The 19,384-nt window shown below is 46.8% G+C and carries 19 protein-coding genes and 1 rRNA gene; 2 read left to right on the forward strand and 18 right to left on the reverse strand.

The features are described 5' to 3' along the window. Positions 1-193: ribosomal RNA gene (locus tag BLW49_RS23960) — 16S ribosomal RNA — on the reverse strand; the annotation flags it as partial. Between the two features lie 539 nt (positions 194-732). Then, complete coding sequence (locus tag BLW49_RS23965) at positions 733-1,611, reverse strand: nucleotidyltransferase-like protein (RefSeq protein ID WP_076315408.1); 879 nt, start codon at positions 1,609-1,611, stop codon at positions 733-735. 121 nt (positions 1,612-1,732) lie between these two features. On the opposite strand from BLW49_RS23965, the gene BLW49_RS23970 reads away from it, so the two are divergent. Continuing rightward, the gene (locus BLW49_RS23970; RefSeq protein WP_076315407.1) at positions 1,733-2,110 is read left to right on the forward strand and encodes a DUF2614 family zinc ribbon-containing protein; all 378 of its coding nucleotides are present in this window, start codon (positions 1,733-1,735) and stop codon (positions 2,108-2,110) included. Between the two features lie 82 nt (positions 2,111-2,192). Here BLW49_RS23970 and BLW49_RS23975 read toward each other — a convergent pair whose 3' ends face one another. The 11 genes from BLW49_RS23975 to BLW49_RS24025 form a co-directional block, all read right to left on the reverse strand. Next, complete coding sequence (locus tag BLW49_RS23975) at positions 2,193-3,911, reverse strand: glycosyl hydrolase family 18 protein (protein WP_090727378.1); 1,719 nt, start codon at positions 3,909-3,911, stop codon at positions 2,193-2,195. A gap of 127 nt (positions 3,912-4,038) precedes the next feature. Continuing rightward, positions 4,039-4,464, reverse strand: a complete 426-nt coding sequence (locus tag BLW49_RS23980; protein ID WP_047913764.1) for a Fur family transcriptional regulator — start codon at positions 4,462-4,464, stop codon at positions 4,039-4,041. Positions 4,465-4,646: 182 nt separating this feature from the next. Further along, the gene (locus BLW49_RS23985) at positions 4,647-6,581 is read right to left on the reverse strand and encodes a DUF4097 family beta strand repeat-containing protein (protein ID WP_090727379.1); all 1,935 of its coding nucleotides are present in this window, start codon (positions 6,579-6,581) and stop codon (positions 4,647-4,649) included. 190 nt (positions 6,582-6,771) lie between these two features. Further along, positions 6,772-7,485 (reverse strand): MgtC/SapB family protein, encoded by a 714-nt coding sequence (locus BLW49_RS23990; RefSeq protein ID WP_076315406.1) that lies wholly within the window; start codon positions 7,483-7,485, stop codon positions 6,772-6,774. Positions 7,486-7,517: 32 nt separating this feature from the next. Continuing rightward, entirely contained in the window at positions 7,518-7,991 is a 474-nt protein-coding gene (locus BLW49_RS23995; protein ID WP_090727381.1) for a GNAT family N-acetyltransferase, read from the reverse strand. 91 nt (positions 7,992-8,082) lie between these two features. Beyond that, the gene (gene gatB / locus BLW49_RS24000; protein WP_090727382.1) at positions 8,083-9,522 is read right to left on the reverse strand and encodes an Asp-tRNA(Asn)/Glu-tRNA(Gln) amidotransferase subunit GatB; all 1,440 of its coding nucleotides are present in this window, start codon (positions 9,520-9,522) and stop codon (positions 8,083-8,085) included. A gap of 30 nt (positions 9,523-9,552) precedes the next feature. Then, positions 9,553-11,010, reverse strand: coding sequence for an Asp-tRNA(Asn)/Glu-tRNA(Gln) amidotransferase subunit GatA (gene gatA, locus BLW49_RS24005; protein WP_076315403.1), 1,458 nt, complete (start codon positions 11,008-11,010; stop codon positions 9,553-9,555). Positions 11,011-11,036: 26 nt separating this feature from the next. Continuing rightward, positions 11,037-11,324 carry an Asp-tRNA(Asn)/Glu-tRNA(Gln) amidotransferase subunit GatC gene (gatC, locus tag BLW49_RS24010; RefSeq protein WP_076315402.1) on the reverse strand — a complete coding sequence of 96 codons (288 nt, stop codon included), beginning with the start codon at positions 11,322-11,324 and terminating at the stop codon, positions 11,037-11,039. Between the two features lie 166 nt (positions 11,325-11,490). Further along, on the reverse strand, positions 11,491-11,877 hold the full coding sequence (locus BLW49_RS24015; RefSeq protein WP_076315401.1) for an ATPase: 387 nt from the start codon (positions 11,875-11,877) through the stop codon (positions 11,491-11,493). Positions 11,878-12,117: 240 nt separating this feature from the next. Then, complete coding sequence (locus BLW49_RS24020) at positions 12,118-12,753, reverse strand: MBL fold metallo-hydrolase (RefSeq protein ID WP_090727384.1); 636 nt, start codon at positions 12,751-12,753, stop codon at positions 12,118-12,120. A 1-nt stretch (position 12,754) separates the two neighbouring features. Then, positions 12,755-13,321: a thioredoxin family protein gene (locus BLW49_RS24025; RefSeq protein WP_076315399.1), complete on the reverse strand. Its 567-nt coding sequence runs from the start codon at positions 13,319-13,321 to the stop codon at positions 12,755-12,757. A 305-nt stretch (positions 13,322-13,626) separates the two neighbouring features. Here BLW49_RS24025 and BLW49_RS24030 point away from each other — a divergent pair, with 305 nt between their 5' ends. Beyond that, positions 13,627-13,968, forward strand: coding sequence for a hypothetical protein (locus BLW49_RS24030; RefSeq protein ID WP_047913756.1), 342 nt, complete (start codon positions 13,627-13,629; stop codon positions 13,966-13,968). A gap of 170 nt (positions 13,969-14,138) precedes the next feature. Here BLW49_RS24030 and BLW49_RS24035 read toward each other — a convergent pair whose 3' ends face one another. From BLW49_RS24035 to yyaC, 5 genes are all read right to left on the reverse strand, one after another. After that, positions 14,139-15,569, reverse strand: coding sequence for an O-antigen ligase family protein (locus BLW49_RS24035; RefSeq protein WP_090727386.1), 1,431 nt, complete (start codon positions 15,567-15,569; stop codon positions 14,139-14,141). A 148-nt stretch (positions 15,570-15,717) separates the two neighbouring features. Next, positions 15,718-16,902, reverse strand: coding sequence for a class I SAM-dependent methyltransferase (locus tag BLW49_RS24040; RefSeq protein ID WP_090727387.1), 1,185 nt, complete (start codon positions 16,900-16,902; stop codon positions 15,718-15,720). Between the two features lie 106 nt (positions 16,903-17,008). Next, the gene (locus tag BLW49_RS24045) at positions 17,009-17,650 is read right to left on the reverse strand and encodes a DUF6483 family protein (RefSeq protein WP_090727389.1); all 642 of its coding nucleotides are present in this window, start codon (positions 17,648-17,650) and stop codon (positions 17,009-17,011) included. A gap of 250 nt (positions 17,651-17,900) precedes the next feature. Further along, on the reverse strand, positions 17,901-18,692 hold the full coding sequence (locus tag BLW49_RS24050; RefSeq protein WP_090727391.1) for an alpha/beta fold hydrolase: 792 nt from the start codon (positions 18,690-18,692) through the stop codon (positions 17,901-17,903). A 19-nt stretch (positions 18,693-18,711) separates the two neighbouring features. Beyond that, positions 18,712-19,311 (reverse strand): spore protease YyaC, encoded by a 600-nt coding sequence (gene yyaC / locus BLW49_RS24055; RefSeq protein WP_256209932.1) that lies wholly within the window; start codon positions 19,309-19,311, stop codon positions 18,712-18,714. Positions 19,312-19,384 lie beyond the last annotated feature (73 nt).

Raw genomic sequence — 19,384 nt, forward strand, 5'->3', positions numbered from 1 at the left:
AGAGAAGAACCTATCCGGTATTAGCTACCGTTTCCGGTAGTTATCCCAGTCTTATGGGCAGGTTACCTACGTGTTACTCACCCGTCCGCCGCTAACCTTGAGCGATCCGAAGATCGCTCTTAGTCCGCTCGACTTGCATGTATTAGGCACGCCGCCAGCGTTCGTCCTGAGCCAGGATCAAACTCTCCAATAAGGATTTATCGAGCTGAACACCCTTTCGAATCGCTTCGAGAAAATATCCAACCTTCAAAATATTGAAAGAGCGATTAAGCTCATTTAGAAAAACTGACGAGAACGTAATGTTCTCTTTATTTTGCTCGGTTATCATACCGTCTGACGACTTGTACCATAACCTCGCGTTTAGAATTTTGCAGTTGCAAAATTCTGCTCACTCGTTGTTCAGTTTTCAAAGATCAACTTCGTTGTCATCGCTTCATTTAATTTCAGCGGCGACTTTTATAATGTATCATACTCTGCATTCTTTAGTCAAGCACTTTTTTTAAAAAGTTTTCAACCTCTTATCTGCAATGGATAACCACGCATTTAAGTTATTCGAGAATGCTTAGCGCCTTTTTAACGGGCGAGTTATAATTTATCACGATTTGAATATAGGAGTCAAGCTATTTAGCTAACTTTTTTCAATTAAATTCGATCTTTTCTGCGTCTATTCTACTTCAGTACAGATAACAATGGAAAACAACAGATCGGAGCGATAATATAAGTCGGTATTATTCACTTCGCACAATATTTAATCTCTTTGCCTCCTTCGGTTACAAATGGAACAAGGCTCTCTATTTCTCTAATAATAGAACGGTGAACCAATTTTCGAAGCAGTAACGGAATCTCATCTTGCATAAAGCAAAGGTCAGGATGCTTCATCAGATCATGCAGGCTCCACGGCTTATTTCCACTGCGAAGAATGTCCAGTAGAAGACTACAGCTGCTCTCCATCTTGGACAACACAGAGAATTCACAAGCTAATAGTATAAGCTCTACGCGCTGTTCAAGGGTCTCTTTGCTCATTGTAAGCTCCTCATACAACTTATATACAGAGCGATCCATATCTCGTATCTGAGTCCAGACTGCTCTTTCGGGTGAGATTCCTTTCTCCATCACTACAATTCTTGCCCAATGATTTAATGATTCCAGAACGCCTTGATAAGCATCGATCACTTCTCCGTCTTTGATCCATCTCTTGGCATCCAAATAAGTGCGCAAAAACTGAGAGAACTCATAAAATATTTTTTGCTTGCGGAGCTTTGGACCGAATTGTTGAATATAATTTCTGTGAACCTTAATCTTGTCACCCTTGTCCCATAATATATCGCCATGTAAAAAAGCTTCAACCACACCTCGATCTTCTCCCGTAATCAAACAACGGGTCAGACGCATCCAGTCCATATATAGAATCTGATATCGCAATTCACCAATGGCTGAATGCCTGTATCTATTCTCAGTTGGGCCTTCTTCATGCAGTATCAGTACAAGAACCTCGAAATCCTGCATAAGTGATCCATAAAATTGTTCCCCTGAATGGGGATAGACAATTGCTCCAACTGCTCCGTGTTTAGATGATTCCTCCGATAAAAAAGAATAATTCTTAAGTTCCACGGTCTCCCTCCAGACAAAAAATGGTGATTTTATTCCAGTTAAGTTATAATATAGTTCTACATAAGAACATAGGTTTCCTGCTTCACTGAGAAGACGACACTCATGCATAAGGAGCATAGCTATGATTTTTAAAACTGCAAAAATTGAAGCCTTTCGTACGTGGGGACTGTTGCTTACAATGCTGGGCATGGGGCTCATGGTTCTCGGCACAGCCGGAATTGTATTCTGGGGCAGCGCAGGCAAGGTATTTGCCGGCATTGGACTTGTCATTGGCTTGATCGCGATGATGGGCAGTCTTGCCATCTATTTCTGGGCTGGAATGATGTCTGTGAGCGCAGTTCAAATTGAATGTCCTGAATGCAGCAAGCTCACCAAAATGCTGGGCAAGACGGACCGCTGTATGTTCTGCAAGACGATATTAACGCACGACCCAGCACAGGCAAATACCACTATTGAAGAATTAAACATGAAGAAATCGGAACCCGTATCCAGATCATAAGCAGGTGCAAGAATAGCAATACAGGGACAGCTCTCATTTTTGAACTGTCCCTGTTTTTTTATAATTATAATGTATTAGTTCTTCAACGTTGATGAATTCGATTAAGCACTGCCCATGCACCTTCATTGGCAAAGCTTCTGTTCCAGGTGGCGATTCCAGCGAGCTTCAGCTCACTCGCAAGATCAACTCTTGCCCGAAGTGAGGTTTTATCCTCAAGCCAGATCTGATTCCGCACTTCCCCCTCTGTGAATTCTACATAGTTCTGTCCTGTATCCTCTGAGAATGTCGGAGTCAGCTTGTGCTGCTTAATCAGATCCTGCGCTGAGTCCATACCAATCGCTTTGGAAGTAATCCCGCTGTCCTCTCCGGATTCCTTGATAGACCATACTCTAGTATAGGATGGAATTCCAAGCAGCAGCTTGTCCGCAGGCACTTCATCTTCTACCATGATCTTGTTCATCCCCGCAGTCACCCATGGCAAGGATGCAACGGATCCTGCCGTTGGACTTGATGCCCAGTGTTCATCATAAGTCATGACCATCATGTAATCTGCAATTTCACCTAGTGCCCTGCGATCTAAAAATAAGGACCACATCTCACTGTTTGACTTCGGAGTAACTGCAATCGACAACACGAGGTCATTCTGCTTGGCGTAAGGACGAAGCTCTCTCATGAACTGAGTAACCATCGGCCCGTCCTCTGTGTACACATTCTCGAAATCTATATTGATACCGTCCAGCTCGTAAGCATCAGCATATTCGATCATCTTCTGGATAATAGCCGTTCGTCGATCATAAGTAGAGAGTGCTTCTGCAGTCATATCCGGATCAAAGCTATTGCTGAGCAGTCCCCAGACCTCCATACCCAGCGACTTGGCCCTGTGTACGTATTCCAGATCACCCTTGCTCTCTACCGAACCATTGCCATCTGTAATATCAAACCATGTCGGACTCACCACGTTGACGCCCTCCATTGTCTGCAGGTTGGCTGGATCAGCTGCTCTATTGTATACGGCTTCCCATGCCAGATTAATCGTCTTCCCCTTCCAGCGCTGTTCGGCTGCTGTGGGTAATGATTCTGGTACTGGAACCGTCACCTTTTCTGTGGGCTTTATTTTGCCAGCAGATGTATACCCCGCATAACCATCATCCATTTGAACATAATTCCAGTCTCCATTCGTGGACCAAATCCTCACCCGATCCCCTGGATTCATCTGCGCGATGATTGCAGAGCCTTTATCCGGCTCTTTATAGAGTGGAATTTCCTGTTCAGGATCTTTACCGGCTGCTGAGCCGTATTGAATGACTTCGCCTGCGTTCATTAGAAGCACAGCACCAGTATCCATGTCTTCATGAACGGTAACACCGTACACTTCTTTTACTGCCTGCAATGGTACATAAGGTACTCCCTGTTCTTCAAAAGGAGCCGTATGAAGCTCATACTCCTTCGTATTCAGCTCTGCTTCCTCTTTACCGACATGCAGTCTCATTACTTTATCCGATGAGGTTAATATAATCGCACGATCTCCGTCTTCAAATCGCATCGCCGGATCGACGGCCTCCTGTAAAACAGGAAGCGGGAGCTGCAAGCTCTCACCCGAGCCTACAGCTTCGTAATCCATCAGCTCTCCTTGTACAAAGATCGGTTTCGTAAAACCTCTCCAGTCTGCGTCTTCATATATATTTTGCAGATTAAATGTCGTGATCAGCAAATAGATACCTACTCCAATAAACCCAATCGCTGCAATCTTCTTAGTAAAACTGGACTTTCTCCTTCTCTTTTTGCGATAACCTTTTGCCAATTGATGCTCCCCCATCCTATAGCAATAGCTTCTTCCTCATCCATAGACGCTCGCTGCGAATACCCAAAATCTAAAAAGCGTGAGATACTCCTATGAAAGGAATTTCTCACGCTATTGTATACACCTTTTACGATGGCCTGCAACTCTCACATACACCGTACAATTCCAACCGTAATCCGTTCACCTGAAAGCCTGTATCCAGCCCGGCTCGTTCTTCCACATCAGCAAGTGAAGGATAATTAAAATCCCGAATGGTTCCGCACGCTTCACAAATAATATGATAATGATCTGTGACGTTGGCATCAAACCTGCTTGCATTATCGCCATACGCCAGCTCCCGCACCATACCGGCATTTGTAAACATCTTCAGATTATTATATACGGTCGCCACGCTCATGCTTGGAAACTGAGGCTCGAGAGCTCGATAAATCTCATCTGCTGTTGGATGTCCCATGGATTCCATAAGATAATTGAGTATCGCATGGCGCTGAGGCGTTATACGAACACCGGTCGTTTTCAATTGTTCTAATGCATGTTGGACACGTGTTGACATATGGCCCACCGCCTTACCTTTATTCATGCGCCTAAAAAGAAATAGATAGTCTCATAAAAAAATAACAATTACAGTAACCTTTATCACACAAATATATTGTAAAGTTTAATTCTAATTGTTGTCAACGCATGTGAGGCATGCAAATCAGGGAACTTTTAAGGTATTGTCAAAAAAACAAGTGATCACTGCAGCATTTGATTCGTCCGATTCGTCTGCGTATTTCCCCCGCTGGTCTCATCCTCCATTAAAGAGCGCTGAATGGTTATATCACTATTACCCTCTACTTGAACCTTATACTCTCCTGTTCCGGAGACACCTGTAATCATCCTATTCTCAATCGTGTAGGGAGGTTCGACGTTAAGATTACCGTAAGTGCTTGAGCCCGATACCTCATAATCTCCTGTCTCAGGAATGGCTAATAAAATATCGCCGACAGCACTGTATATGTCCCAGTCTCCGCCGATCTGTTTCGTTTGGACCTGGACAGCACCGTTCAATGTCTCTAATTTTAATTTGGCAACCGGTTCATTTACGGAAATATTCCCGTTTCGTGTACTGCCTGTAATATCCCCCACGATGTCTGAAGCCTGTATGCGTCCAACAAGCGTCGTAAGATCTACGCTGCCTGTCACTTCCTCTGCTCGAAGATCACCGCGATTGGTGCTCAGCACAGCACTTCCGATTACATCAGCTACCGATATATTCCCGTTAAGGGTCTTGGCATGGACATCTCCAATGGCATTATGGATATAGATCTTTCCATTCCCGCTTTCGACATGAATGCTGCTGATTGCCTCTGGCCGATCAAGATATACAGAGCCATTAGAGGTTCTCACTTGCAGATCAAAGCGCCGGTCATCCGGGATCGTGATGGTCAGATTCATTCTAGGCTGGCGTTTAGATTCACTCCCGTATCCTTGAGGCTTGGTAGCAATTTGGATCGTTTTCCCTTCCTGGACATTAACCTCGGATGCATCTGCAACGGCCTGAGCTTCAACAGGTTCTACTTGATCCACCCAAGCAACCGTCTTGACGACGACCGACTCTACGTCCCCTCGGTTAATCCGAATGTCACCATTCACATTTTCGACGACAACGGCACCTGTTTCCATTTCAACCGGAATAGAAATCGTTTCTTTTTCGATTTGGTTGTCGGCTGCCTCACTGTAATCCAGCGAAGCGGCACTTAAATTCAGGCTCACTCGGTTCCACAGATGCGCGTAATGATCCTGCTGTGTCACAATAAAAATACAGCAGATCAAAATAGTGGCAGATAATATGCCTTTAAAATCGGGTCTGAATCTGTAGCGTGATTTCCTTTTTGCCGCAGGTATTACTTGATTGAGCAGAAAGGCGATAATAAATTCAATCCCCCAAATGACCAGGATAAACGGCCAATAGTTAACTAGACTGAAAACATACTCGGTCTGATCGACCTTGTCTATAATGAGCAGAATGCCAACGATAATGAGAAGGGTCGATGCTGTATATCTCCCAATTCTAATTTTTAAGTAAGAGCCTGTACTCTTATTCAAACGACGTTTCTTAAAAGTGAAGGACAATATCAGTTCTCGATTTAATAATAATAACCCTGCGATAACAAGGGCAGCGCCTACAGCATATAACCCATACTGAGCCAAATACCATTCGAGCCAGCGGGGTTTCTGTACAAACAGCACCATCAGTCCACCGCCAAAGATCAGCAGCATGCCGAAGGATAACCCTCGCTCCCAACCCATAAAACCGATGCCTGGGCGCAATATAGACGAGTCCTTACTTGGCTCTCCCTCTGTTTGTATACGTCGTTTTTTCATAAGCACCCAATCCGCTAATTGCAGAACATCATAAATATTGATGAAGTAAATGACGGGGATGACAAGCGACAATAAAATAATTAACGGAACATTGATCTGAATCCCAATCGACGAGAAGTATAATAAGGCCGTTAAATCAAGCAATAACAAGAAAATAAAAGTGAGGCCTTTAATGTACAAACCCAAATAAATATGACCCAAGCCAGGGAACAACGCAGACAATAAACCTGCAATAAACTTGTGCCAGTTACGCTGGAGCCGTCTTTTTGGACGCTTCGGGTTCGGATCGGTATTCATCTGCATTTAAGGTGCTCACCTCCAATAAGAACAATTGCATAATCTGCTTTTCTTTTGATACTACCCTATTCTTCTTCTATAGTAACTGGAAAGCTTATGTTGTTTGCAGCACAAACTTCCAAATCCCGAATATATTTTGTCTACAAAAAAACACCTTACTTCTCAAATAACGAAAAGTAAAGTGTCTAAAATTTGTTTATTCCACTGATATAGACCTGAACTGATGACAGCTCTGTAGCTTGGTAACCAAATCCACGGTGCTGAAATTGTTAGGAACCAGTACGTGCAGGGATACTTCCACATGAAGATTCAATTCAGATCGATAGCCGGGAGGACCCACTTCCAGATCACTCACCGTCATTTTCCGTATAATAATCTTCTCAGCCTCCATAAAGGCGGAAATCTTCTCAATCAGATTGGGAGATGAGTCTCCGCTTAGTGTTATCAAGTGCTGTTTGTTGGCTTTAAGGTAACGGCGTTCAACTTTATTAAATACCCACAAGTTCAGAAGTACCAGCAGCGTTGATATTACAGCGGCAAAATAGAAGCCTGCCCCTACAGCAAGACCTATGGCTGCGACTACCCATATTGAAGCTGCCGTCGTAAGCCCAGTGATGGATTTACCCGTGAACAGGATCGTTCCCGCTCCCAGAAAGCCCACGCCGGTAATAACGGCTGCCGCCAAACGTGCAGGGTCCATACGAACATTAACCTCATTTACAAAATCACCAAAGCCATAGACCGATAAGATCATAATTAATGATGAACCCAAACATACCAAAATATGAGTTCTGAAGCCTGCCGCATGGTTGGAGCGCTCGCGTTCAAGTCCGATAAGCCCTCCCATAAGCATGGCAAGGAGCAATCTAAGAAGTATACTCCATTCACTGATATACCAAGGATCGTTCATTTGCATATCTCCTTCCGTCATTCGTGTCTGAATTAAGAACGATCGTACATCCTATTCAAATGGAACGTCGTTAATTCCACATTTGGTGCAATCTCACAGGTCTGTACAGGCTCGAAGCCGTACTTTTGATACAGCATTACAGCAGGTGTATTCTTCATGCCTGTCGACACAATAAACTTTCGCACTTCGAAATATTGATCCAGTACATGCTGAATAAGCTGACCGGCAACACCTCTTCGAAAATGATTCGGATGAACCATCATTCTTGAGATCGTCAGGCTGTCTTCCCATTCCTGCTCCACCGAAATCGCCCCGATAAGCTCCATATCTTCATTTATATACCCATAAAACGTCTCTCCGCATTCCTGAAGACTGTCAATGGTATCAAGCAGCGGTGGAATGTCGTGAAAGCCGATCAGCTCGGCCTCCAAGCGATATGCCATCTGCTGCAGTCTCCATACTTCCAGCATCAGGTCCCTGTCTTGCAAAGAAATATTTAGTATCATTTCCCTAACCAGCCCCCTAATTCAAAAAGAAGCCCGCCGCAATGGACGAGCTTCCGTGTTCAACGATTTTATGACTGTACTTACCAGCATACTACCGGTTCAAGACATCAGCAAGCAGCTTGTTTACCATGCCCGGATTCGCCTTGCCTTTACTTTCCTTCATTACCTGACCCACAAGGAAGCCGATTGCTTTTTGCTTACCTGCTTTGTAGTCCTCAACCGATTGCGGGTTCGCAGCAACGACTTGCTCAACTATGCCAAGAATGGCTCCCTCATCACTGATCTGGACGAGACCTTTCTCCTCAACAATCTGCTGCGGCTTCTTGCCGCTCACAAGCATTTCCTTGAATACGGTCTTCGCAATCTTCGAGCTGATCGTACCTTTCTCAATCAATCCAATCATTTCGCCAAGACCTTCACCCGTGATCGGAACCGCTGACAGCTCCAGATTCTCACTGTTCAGATAGCCAAGGAGATCTCCCATAATCCAGTTGGATACGGCTTTGGCGTCCGAAGTGTGCTTAAGACTCTCTTCAAACAGATCAGCTACCGCTTTGGAAGCTGTAATGACATCGGCATCATAGGAAGGCAGGCCGTACTCTGCCGTGTAACGCGCTTTACGCTCATCAGGAAGCTCTGGAATAGTAGCCTTTACCCGATCCTTCCATTCCTGATCAATATGAAGTGTGACAAGGTCAGGGTCTGGGAAGTAGCGATAATCATGAGCCTCTTCCTTGCTGCGCATGGACAGTGTCTTGCCCTGCGACTCATCCCAGCGGCGAGTTTCCTGAACGACCTCGTCTCCGTCATTCAGCAGCTCAGCCTGGCGGTATTCCTCATATTCAAGACCGCGCTGTACGCCACGGAAGGAGTTCATATTCTTCAGTTCGGCTTTGGTACCGAACTCTTTCTGTCCGTATGGGCGCAAGCTGATATTGGCATCGCAGCGCAGGGACCCTTCCTCCATCTTCACATCGGATACATCACAGTATTGCATGATGGAACGGATCTTCTCCAAATAAGCACGCGCTTCTTCCGGCGAAGAAATATCCGGTTCTGATACAATCTCAACCAGTGGAGTACCTACTCTATTATAGTCCGCAAGTGTACCATAACCGCCATCCATATGAGTCAGCTTACCCGCATCCTCCTCCAGATGGAGACGTGTGATTCCGATACGCTTGGTTTCTCCGTTCACTTCAATATCAATCCAGCCATTCTCTCCAACAGGCTGATCATATTGAGAGATCTGATAGGCCTTAGGCGAATCGGGATAAAAATAGTTCTTACGGTCAAATTTGCTAATATCTGCGATCGTACAGTTCAGAGCCATGGCTGCTTTCATCGCGTATTCGACCGCCTGACGGTTCAGCACCGGAAGAACTCCGGGATGCCCCAGGCAGATCGGACATGTATGTGTATTCGGCGGTGCACCAAACTCCGTGGAGCAGCCGCAGAAAATTTTAGATTTCGTATGCAGCTCAACATGGACTTCAAGCCCGATGACTGTCTCGTACTTGGATGTTGACATGATTCATTTTCCCTCTCTTTCCCTTAGGCCTTATAGCTGTGGCTGCTGTTTGTGATATTCCGTATGCTGCTCAAATGCATGGGCAACACGAAGAACGGTCGCTTCATCAAAAGCCTTGCCGATAATTTGCATTCCGACAGGCATTCCATCAGCAAAACCGCAAGGAATGCTGATCGCAGGCACACCTGCAAGGCTGACAGGAATCGTAAGGATATCATTCAGATACATCGTCAGCGGATTGTCTACTTGAGAACCGAGCTTGAATGCTGTCGTAGGCGCTGTTGGTCCAATAATAACATCATAGTTCTTAAATACTTCGTCAAAATCATTCTTGATCAGCGTGCGGACTTTTTGAGCCTTTAAGTAATAGGCATCATAGTAGCCTGAGCTGAGTGCGTATGTTCCGAGCATAATCCGGCGTTTCACTTCACTGCCGAAGCCCTCACTGCGGGATTTATGATACAGATCAAGCAGATTATCAGGGTTGTCCGCACGAACGCCATAACGAACGCCATCAAATCTGGCAAGATTAGAAGATGCTTCGGAGGAAGCTAGCAAATAATAGCTGGCTACCGCATACTCTGTATGCGGAAGAGATACCTCTTCCCAGGCTGCTCCGAGTCCTTCGAGGACTTTAAGCGCAGACATTACCGTCTCCTTCACGGATGGATCAACGCCTTCGCCGATATATTCCTTAGGAACTCCGATCCGCAGACCTTTTACTTCTCCGGTCAGGCTGCTCAGAAAATCAGGAACTTCAACATTGGCTGACGTCGAATCCATAGAATCATATCCGGAAATCGCTTGAAGTACATAAGCAGAATCCTCGACATTTTTCGTGACCGGGCCGATCTGATCAAGAGAAGAAGCAAATGCAACTAGTCCGAAACGGGAAACACGACCATAGGTCGGTTTCAAACCGACTACGCCGCAATAAGAGGCAGGCTGGCGAATCGAACCGCCCGTGTCGGAGCCGAGTGTGAAGTAAGCTTCTCCTGCGGCCACTGCCGCAGCTGACCCCCCGCTGGAGCCTCCGGGCACCCGATCCAGATCCCATGGATTACGCACCGGATAGAAGCTCGAATTCTCGTTCGAGCCCCCCATCGCAAACTCGTCCATGTTCAGCTTGCCAAGTGTTACGACATCCGCTGCCTTCAGCTTCTTAACGACAGTCGCATCATAAACTGGAGTAAAGTTCGATAGGAACTGACTTGCACAGGTTGTGCGGAGCCCCTCTGTTGAGATGTTATCCTTAATTCCTGCAGGCAGGCCAAATAGGAGTCCGCGGGCTTCGCCTGATACAAGCTTGTCATCCAGCCTTCTTGCGGCCTCCATTGCCCCTTCCTCATCAAGGGTGAGATACGCACGTACCTGCTCCTCAACTTGTCCTATTCTTGCATAAGATGCTGCGGTCAGCTCGGAAACCGAGATCTCTTTGGCATGCAGCTTATTATGTATCTCAGGTAGTGTATGTTTAAGCAAACTCAAGATTATTAACCTCCCTAAAAAATAGCTTATTCAAGTACAGCCGGCACTCTGATCTGGCCATCTTCCTCATCAGGCGCGTTCAGCATTACTTTTTCAATCGGCAGGCTCTCCCGAACCTCATCTTCACGCATTACATTCGATACATGAAGCACGTGCGTAGTTGGTTCCACACCTTCTGTATCAAGCTCGTTCAGCTTCTCTGCATATTGTAAAATGGCATTCAGCTGCTCCGTCATCTGCGCTTCTTCTGTCTCGCTGAGATTAAGACGGGCCAGCTTGGCCACATGCTGCACATCTTGCTTCGTAATACTCATGCCTTCAAATCCTCCTTCTAAAAATACCTATACTATTCATATTGTGTCCATTTTAACACGTCCATGCGGTGAATCAAATGAAAATCCAAGTGTTACCCGATTATACCCAATACGCGTATCAAATCCAAGAATACAAAAAAGAGCCGGCAAATGCCGACCCTATCATTTAAATCCACGCACGAAGATTGACTTGTTTAATAAAATCTGCTGTTGACATCGGTTCGCTTGCGGCCTCTTCCTCTTCTTCCACGAGTTCCACTTTGTCGCCATTCATAAGCTGACGAAACAGGCTTTCGTTATGTGTCGCCAGAGCGTAGTCAATCAGAGCTTCCCGCTCGACTCGCTCCGCCTCCTGCCTCAAGATCAAAACCTCCGGCTCGACATCGCCGGTAGGTACGAAATAATTGCGGTTAACCTGAGGTACACGAATCACATAGTCAAAAGCGTTATCCGGGTTCCGGTCATATGCAATCACATAACCATATTCCCCTACAGGAAGATTCTGCTCAAAGGCGTCCGCGACGATGATAATTTTCTCCCCTAATTGTAGCATCGTCTACCTCCTGATTGTTATTGTCTGTCTAGTCTACTAAAAATAAAGAATGCTGTCTATGGAAAGAATGGGCTCCTATAGCACTTGTTATTACACACAAAATAAAAAGAACGCAAACCGGGACTCGTCCGCAGTCTGCGTGCTTTGCAAAGTTAGTGGGTGTTTCAATAAAAATAATTGTAACCAATTATAAAAAATTTGTCTATATATTTCGAAGCATTTATCGACATAATATTTAAATTAACGCCCAGGTCGAACATAAGGATTATTTTGTTTCTCAAAACCAATCGTCGTCCTTGGACCGTGGCCTGGATATACCTTAACATCATCTTCCAATGTATAAAGTGTATTCTGGATGGAGTGGATCAGCTCTCGCTCACTTCCACCTGGCAGATCGGTTCTTCCTACGCCCGCTCTGAACAGAACATCACCAGCAAACAGATCCTTACCGCATAAGAGACTGACGCTTCCTGGTGAATGCCCAGGTGTATGATACACGTGAAAGGTCTGTCCTACAAGGTCCAGCTTCATACCCGCTGCAAGATCATATTCCGCCGGACTCGCCGTAATCTCTCCACCAAGCTCCGGCCAGCGCAGTGAACCGTTCCACTTTGCCGACGTAAGCCATTCGGCCTCAGCGGTATGCACATATACAGGGCAGCCTTTCAGCTTCCGAATCTCTTCGACACCGCCAATATGGTCAAAATGAGCATGGGTCAATAGAATAGCCTCAATCTCCAAATCTTCAATTGCGCGGATCAGAGAAGCCGGGTTCATCCCCGGGTCAATGATAAAAGCCTTGCCGCTGTCTTCTCCCTGCACCAAATAGGCATTGGTTTGCAGGGGACCTAGACTGAAAGTACGTATGTTCAGCATTTTAAAAACCGGATATCAACTCATGCAGCTCCTTGATGATGACTGCCTGATATTCCGTTCCCTCCCCATAACGTCGTTTAATCTCCTGACGCGTCTCTGCCAGATTATTCTGGTAATCCGCAGCCTCGCGGTCTGGATTATTCTCCTTGAAGGCAACCATTGCCTCCTGGACATGCTCAGGACGTGGTCCCCAGGTTCCCAGAACAGCACCGCCCGAGTCTGTAAAAATAACGACTGGAATCGAACGTCCGCCCATAGTCAGGAATTGATCCATGATCTCCAGATGGTGCTCCATGATCAGCATGTCCACTGGCATATCCGTCGCTTCCAAAGCCCGGAGGACGACAGGAATATTTCGAACGACATCACCGCACCAATCTGCAGCGATAATGACTGCCCGCAGGTCATCACGGTATTTTAAGCTGTCAAAGAAGGATTTATCTTCTTCATTCGTCCACTCAAAGCGGTTATACCAATCTAGAAAAGCTTCTTTATTCTGTGTCATACCCTCTATAAATTCTTGAGGAGACAATCCTTTACCAAACTTGTGTGATAAATTAGGAGCCATGAGAAGCACTTCCTTTCCCGTATTAGCATGATTTGAATTATTGATTACATATAAACTAATTCGGCTCGTAACAAACAGAAACTGCCAAACAAGTGAACGTGGGAATGATAGGAAAACAGATCAAGCTGTTATCCTGCATCACAACGTTGTCTCTTATTCCAGCCTCCATATTCAATAATAGCCGATTTTTCGGCTTGGAGAAAGTCTTACGGAATCCGTAGCTTACGCTCTGTGCTGAGAATAGTCTGAAGTGTATCCGCCCTTCCCCATTTCGCATATGGTACCTAAAGAGGAGGTCGATCAGCATGAAAGAGCATTCCCGCTACGGCAAGCAGACAGCCCCGTTCTCCAAGGGACCGGCACCCAAGCTTCCGTCCGCAAGAAAGATAAGACGTGCCTGCAGCAAGGAGCTGTACCGGACTGTAAAACGGATGAAGCTGTATATTGCCCCGGATTTGGTATCGCAGGGTGAAGACCTGTATTACCGCAAGGTCATCGCAAACCTGCTCTGGGTTACGGAGCATCAGGATAATCGCAAAGCCCAGTGCGACTGGTGGGACACCGAGGTGCTTCCTGAGCTGTCCGAGCTGTGGAACGTGCCTGCCGCGAAGCTGTCCAGCGCATTCCGAGACGCTTACGGGGGGTAGAACATAATATAGGGCTGAGCAGAGCTACGCCAATTCCCAGTCAATCCGCTAGTGATCAGCAGATTGACTGGAAATTCAGGCTAAACGGAAGTTGCTGAGTATGAATGAGGTTCAATAAACAAGATACCCGCCCGGCAGCAAAATAACGATTCAAGAAGTTCTACTGGTGGCTACAAGCGCTGTACCGGCAGCTTCCAGGCTGCAATCAACACAAGCAGCATCCAAAATAAAGGATAGCTGAAGTCGAAATCGACTGCGCCATGAAGCATGACAATCAAGCACACGGGAATGGTCTCCCGACTATGTCGTAACAGCAGGCGCAGGATGTAAGCGAATAGGAGCAGCATGAGCATAAGCCCCATCACACCGGTATCGAGGAATAGCTCCAGATATCCGCTGTGCACTTCTGTGCCGATATACGGTGTGGATTGGACCGTATATACCGCATGCTTCCATGCGTCCCCGCCATGCCCAAGCCAAGGGGAGCGCAGACCATATAGCACTGCATCACGCCACATCGCCTCCCTCGCAAACCAAGTTGCGCCGGAGGTGATTCTGCTGATGGCAGTATGGTACACCAGCCCTGCTGCACCTGTCAGTGCAGCAAGGGCCATGCACGCGGCAGCCACGCGGTGCCCGCGTGCCAGCAGTGCATGGAGCAGCAGCGCGAGTGCGAGCGCTGCAATCTCACCCCCGGCCAGCAGCATGAGGCCGGGGAGTGGAGCCGGCGCGAGTGCTGCGCCGGCAAGGGCTTGATGTGCGAGCGCGGCGCATAAGAGCGGCGGCGCACTCGCACAGAGCAGCGGCAGGCGCCTGCCTTGCCGCTGAAGCAGGAGCAGCGCGAGTGCGCTCAGCAGCAGCGCGAGCCATGCTCCGCGCGACTCGCTGATGAGGAGCGCGGTCGCAGCTGGGAACAGGCCGAGGGCCGTTCCTGCCACCTTCCTCAGCTCGCCTGCCGGGGAGCTGGAGCATGCCGAAGCGGCTGAAGCCAGCCGCTCCAAGAAGAACATCCCGACCAGCACGCCGTACGCGTTAGGGTATTCGACCAAGCCCGCAAGTCTGGCACCATAGGCACTCAGCAGAGGATCATCCGTCCTCATGACTGCATTAGGAAGGACAAGCAGACCGCATACGGCCAGTAATCCGCTTAGCGTCATCAGCCAGCCCGTCAGCTGAAAGCCTGCTGAAAGCCACTTTTTTCCTCCTATAGATTGTCCAAGAATACAGCAGCCCGCGGCGAACACACTAATAATAAAAAATGGCATGAGGCTGTCTCTTGTTCCGTTGACGCTTACCGGATTCCCAAACTGCAGGTGCCACACATAGATCAAAGCGATGAACAACGGAATGAAAACAATCGGTGTATGGTTGTACATTAATTCTGCTGAATTTGAAGCCCTATTGGTGGTGATCAGCCACAACACGAGCAGCACGGCCGGGAACCAGATACTGATCCATTGCCAGGTGGAAGGGAAGAACAACCCCTGATGCAGACAAGCATATACGAGCGCTGCCGTAACCAGTAGTCCGATTGACTCTAAGGCATAAAAGGCTAACCCATTATCCGATTTGCTCTTTCGTATTTGATCAGCATGCTGCATTTAAGGAGGCTCCCTTTTCCACTAGAATTCGTTGAAATGTTCTCCTATTACTATTGCCTAACCCAAAAAAGCCCAACCCTTCCGGGCTGGACTTCTGAAACATATGGCAGGTAGTTTGTGAGATAAAATTGGAGAAAACAAGATCCCCTTACTTTACTGCTCCTACCGGTAACAGATCTGTGCATGCTCTTTCCAAGTAAGGATTGACATGTAAGAAATCACGATAAGCCGTATACTCATTCCACAGCTGATCTGTATCTCCAGCATTTCCCTTTACAGCGCGAATCAGAATATTCTTGGGTGTATGCTCCATATCGATGAATTCCAGCAGCTGTGTGCGGTAGCCCATAATATCAAGCAGCTTGGCACGAATGGCATCCGTTGCAAGGGCAGCAAATCGTTCCTTGAGAATCCCGTGCGATAATAAAGGATTCATGACATTTGCCTCCATTTGAGCAAACAGCTCATGCTGACAGCATGGAACAGACAATATTACGGATGCACCCCAGCGTACCGCCTTCTCAAGAGCAGCATCTGTTGCTGTATCACAGGCATGAAGTGTAACGACCATATCCACCTGTTCAAGCTCATTGTATTCTGCAATGTCCCCTACAAGAAATTTCAGCCCAGTATAGCCCAGATTCTTGCCGATTTGGCTGCAATGTTCAATGACGTCTGCCTTTAAATCCAGACCTACGACCTGAAGCTTCCTGCGCTGCTGCACAGCCAAGTAATGGTATAATGCAAAGGTAAGATACGATTTGCCACAGCCAAAATCAACAATCGTAATCGGCCGTCCCTGCGGCAAATTAGGCAGCACATCCTCCACCATTTCAAGGAAGCGATTGATCTGCTTGAACTTGTCATATTTACGGGCATGCACCTTCCCTTCATCACTCATAATGCCGAGCTCAATCAGGAAGGGAATTGGCTTGCCGTCCTCTAGCACATAACGTTTCTTCCGATTATGAGACAGGTCCGCTTCCTGCTTGGAGGGCGTTTTGGTCAAGATCGACACTTTGTACTTCTTGCTGATCAAGATCTGATAGTCTGCTTCAGGAGTACAGATCATGCCTTGCCGAAAAGTCTCCTCAAATAGTTGCTTCATCCGCTCAGAAGCTTCATCCGGGAACAAATTATCATGAGTTACTTTGTTGTTCTGGTGGTATGCAAATTGGTAATGGAGTTTGTTTTTAAGCAGAACCGGCTTAACCTGCACTTTAGTGAAGGTCTGTCCTTCTTTCTTACGAAGCTGACTCAGTGTGGCCGTAATCAGTCCCTGCTCTTCAAAAATACCTTCAATTAATTTTCGTAATGAATCCAAAGGGTACATCTCACTTTCTATGGTTAACGTTGTTCTTTGAGTAACAATAACATATCAGAACACATTGTCCAGCGCATCTTGTCTTATAAAGCCAGCGGCCGGCCGTTCTATCCCACTATCTGCCCTGCAATTCCCGAAGCCCTTCCTCCACTTCCGTGCGAGGCAGACCGCCCTGTTCAAGCTGTGCATCCTCATGCAGCAGCAGACGCTTGTAGAACTCAGCCGCTTCCTGTGCATATTGATCCTGCCTGCTCAAGCGATACCAGCTGTTCTCCGCCTCATCATATCGTCCGGCTTTCTCGTGATATAACGCCATTAGTCTTTCCGTCTTCTCTGGCAGCTCATACCCTTTAATTTCCTCCTGCAATGCCGCAACGCGTTCAGGTGCACTTAAGATCTCTCTGTTTGCCCCATGAAGCAGGCTATATAAATATAAATGCAGAGCTTTCATCCAGCGGACAAGTGCTTGATCAGTCAAGCCTTGATCCATGTACACTCGGCCTTCCTCTTCCATGATTCGTGCCACTTGCTGGACTTTGTCTACTTCCACACCGTCACCAAGACGGAACAAATCGATGATATCTTCAACCGGAAGAGAGTTCAGCAGCTGAGAATTAAGCCTGAACTGGCGTTTAAGCCACTCATCCAGCTCCCATAAGGCATCAATGTGCATTTTCTTCTGCTTCAACTCAAACACTTTACCGATCATTTCCGTCATTTCCTCCACCATGCGGAGGAGATAGTCTCTTCTAAACATCAGCGTCTCTTCTCCTTTGGCCGTCTGTCCGAAGCACGGAGCGGCTTATCCGTGAATCCTGAGCGTTCCAGCACTCCACTTAAATTGTACCCGGAATATAAGGAAAAAGCCAAACACAACAGACTTTGTTGTAACCAGCTGATAGTAATATATACAGCTCTTTGAATCCACTAAACTGTGCAAACCTATAAAAAAACAGGCCTGGACATTACCCAAGCCTGCTGTCTAACCATTTATATAGATACAACACTTACTTTACCTTATTATTCATAAAGCGGGTAAGCGCACGAAGGAATTCATCCGGCTGCTCAATCATACTCATATGGCCGGCATCTGTGATAAGCGACTGTGTTACCCTCGGGCTGTCTGAAGTAAAGGTTCGATCCGGCGGCACAACGGTATCCTGTACTCCCGCTATTAACAGCACGGGAACGCTCGCCTCATCCAGCACATGCCGCAGGTCAGGACGTTCCTTCATGGCGATTGCTGTATTGGATGCTCCTTGAGGAGAAGTCCGATAACCAATCTCCCGGACTCGATCTATCTTGGATACCATCGTCGTCTGGTGCTCTGCTGCAAACAGATTAGGAACCAAAGAATCCACAAAGGGTTGGATACCTTCCGTTTGAATGGTAGACACCGCTCTGAGACGCTTTTCTTTGGCCTCGTCACTGTCTGGATAAGCCGTTGAATGGATTAAGCCAAAGGCTTCAAGCCGATCAGGATATCTGTCTGCAATAGATAGTGTGAGGTATCCTCCTAAGGAATGGCCGAAGATGCTCGCCTGCTGAATACCCAAATGATTGAGCAGCTCCACGATATCATCTGCCATATCACTAATGCTGCAGCTGTTGTTAGGCGTTCCCGATTCCCCATGACCTCTGAGATCCGGTACGATACAGCGATATTGCTTCACTAATTGAGGCAATACCTCTTCAAAGTAGTCAGAGCTTCCGCAATAACCGTGCAGCAGTACGACAGGTTGTCCTTCTCCATGATCTCTATAAGCGATAACATGATTTCCTAATTGTACTTTTTCCATTACATTCGCCCTCTTTCTGTTAGCATGGATCATGAAATCCAGTATTACATACATTAAGCATTTCAGACTCTGCTGAACCAGTTAGTAATTGAAATCCCTCATGTGCAGCCTCCGCAAGCTCACGTGCCATATTCATCACCCGATGTAGAGAGGTCATCTGAAGCAGTGAATATGGCTTAGGGCCATTGACGTTAACAATTCCGGCAATGCTGTAATGGCCGACAGCAGGCAGGTCTCCTTTTACGGATTCAGCAGGTACCAGCGGACGCTCCAGGCATAGGTACTGGCCAATATCTGTTGAAGAACCCAGACAAGCATCAATCGCAATAACTGCATGGTCAGCCGGAATGGCACGAATCATCTGCTTCAATGTCGAAGCATCACAGGGTTCTGGCAGCGTACCAATCACGTGCTGAAATCCGTACTCTACTAAGTAGCTTCCGGTAAGCGGACCCAATGCATCACCTGTCGAACGATCTGTTCCGATACATATAAAGGTTATTTTATCTATAGAATGCTGCGCTCCAATCTGTTTGAAGAATGAAACAAGTGCTTCTTTTCCACTTCTTTTGTGACCAGAGGCTGTTGTCCGGGATGTCATCGGTGTAAATTTGGACAAGGGTTAGCGAAACCTCCTCTTTATCTTTCTATCTAGATGCTTACATGATACAATACGAACAAACTTTAATGAA

It is taken from the genome of Paenibacillus sp. PDC88 (assembly GCF_900106725.1).
GTDB lineage: Bacteria > Bacillota > Bacilli > Paenibacillales > Paenibacillaceae > Paenibacillus > Paenibacillus shunpengii.

What these genes read in the sequence shown, in the direction of transcription:
- BLW49_RS23970 (WP_076315407.1), top strand. Translation starts at nt 1,733, where the DNA reads ATGATTTTTAAAACTGCAAAAATTGAAGCCTTTCGTACGTGGGGACTG.
- BLW49_RS23980 (WP_047913764.1), bottom strand. Translation starts at nt 4,464, where the DNA reads ATGTCAACACGTGTCCAACATGCATTAGAACAATTGAAAACGACCGGT.
- BLW49_RS23985 (WP_090727379.1), bottom strand. Translation starts at nt 6,581, where the DNA reads ATGCAGATGAATACCGATCCGAACCCGAAGCGTCCAAAAAGACGGCTC.
- BLW49_RS23990 (WP_076315406.1), bottom strand. Translation starts at nt 7,485, where the DNA reads ATGAACGATCCTTGGTATATCAGTGAATGGAGTATACTTCTTAGATTG.
- BLW49_RS23995 (WP_090727381.1), bottom strand. Translation starts at nt 7,991, where the DNA reads ATGATACTAAATATTTCTTTGCAAGACAGGGACCTGATGCTGGAAGTA.
- gatB (WP_090727382.1), bottom strand. Translation starts at nt 9,522, where the DNA reads ATGTCAACATCCAAGTACGAGACAGTCATCGGGCTTGAAGTCCATGTT.
- gatC (WP_076315402.1), bottom strand. Translation starts at nt 11,324, where the DNA reads ATGAGTATTACGAAGCAAGATGTGCAGCATGTGGCCAAGCTGGCCCGT.
- BLW49_RS24015 (WP_076315401.1), bottom strand. Translation starts at nt 11,877, where the DNA reads ATGCTACAATTAGGGGAGAAAATTATCATCGTCGCGGACGCCTTTGAG.
- BLW49_RS24020 (WP_090727384.1), bottom strand. Translation starts at nt 12,753, where the DNA reads ATGCTGAACATACGTACTTTCAGTCTAGGTCCCCTGCAAACCAATGCC.
- BLW49_RS24025 (WP_076315399.1), bottom strand. Translation starts at nt 13,321, where the DNA reads ATGGCTCCTAATTTATCACACAAGTTTGGTAAAGGATTGTCTCCTCAA.
- BLW49_RS24030 (WP_047913756.1), top strand. Translation starts at nt 13,627, where the DNA reads ATGAAAGAGCATTCCCGCTACGGCAAGCAGACAGCCCCGTTCTCCAAG.
- BLW49_RS24035 (WP_090727386.1), bottom strand. Translation starts at nt 15,569, where the DNA reads ATGCAGCATGCTGATCAAATACGAAAGAGCAAATCGGATAATGGGTTA.
- BLW49_RS24040 (WP_090727387.1), bottom strand. Translation starts at nt 16,902, where the DNA reads ATGTACCCTTTGGATTCATTACGAAAATTAATTGAAGGTATTTTTGAA.
- BLW49_RS24045 (WP_090727389.1), bottom strand. Translation starts at nt 17,650, where the DNA reads ATGTTTAGAAGAGACTATCTCCTCCGCATGGTGGAGGAAATGACGGAA.
- BLW49_RS24050 (WP_090727391.1), bottom strand. Translation starts at nt 18,692, where the DNA reads ATGGAAAAAGTACAATTAGGAAATCATGTTATCGCTTATAGAGATCAT.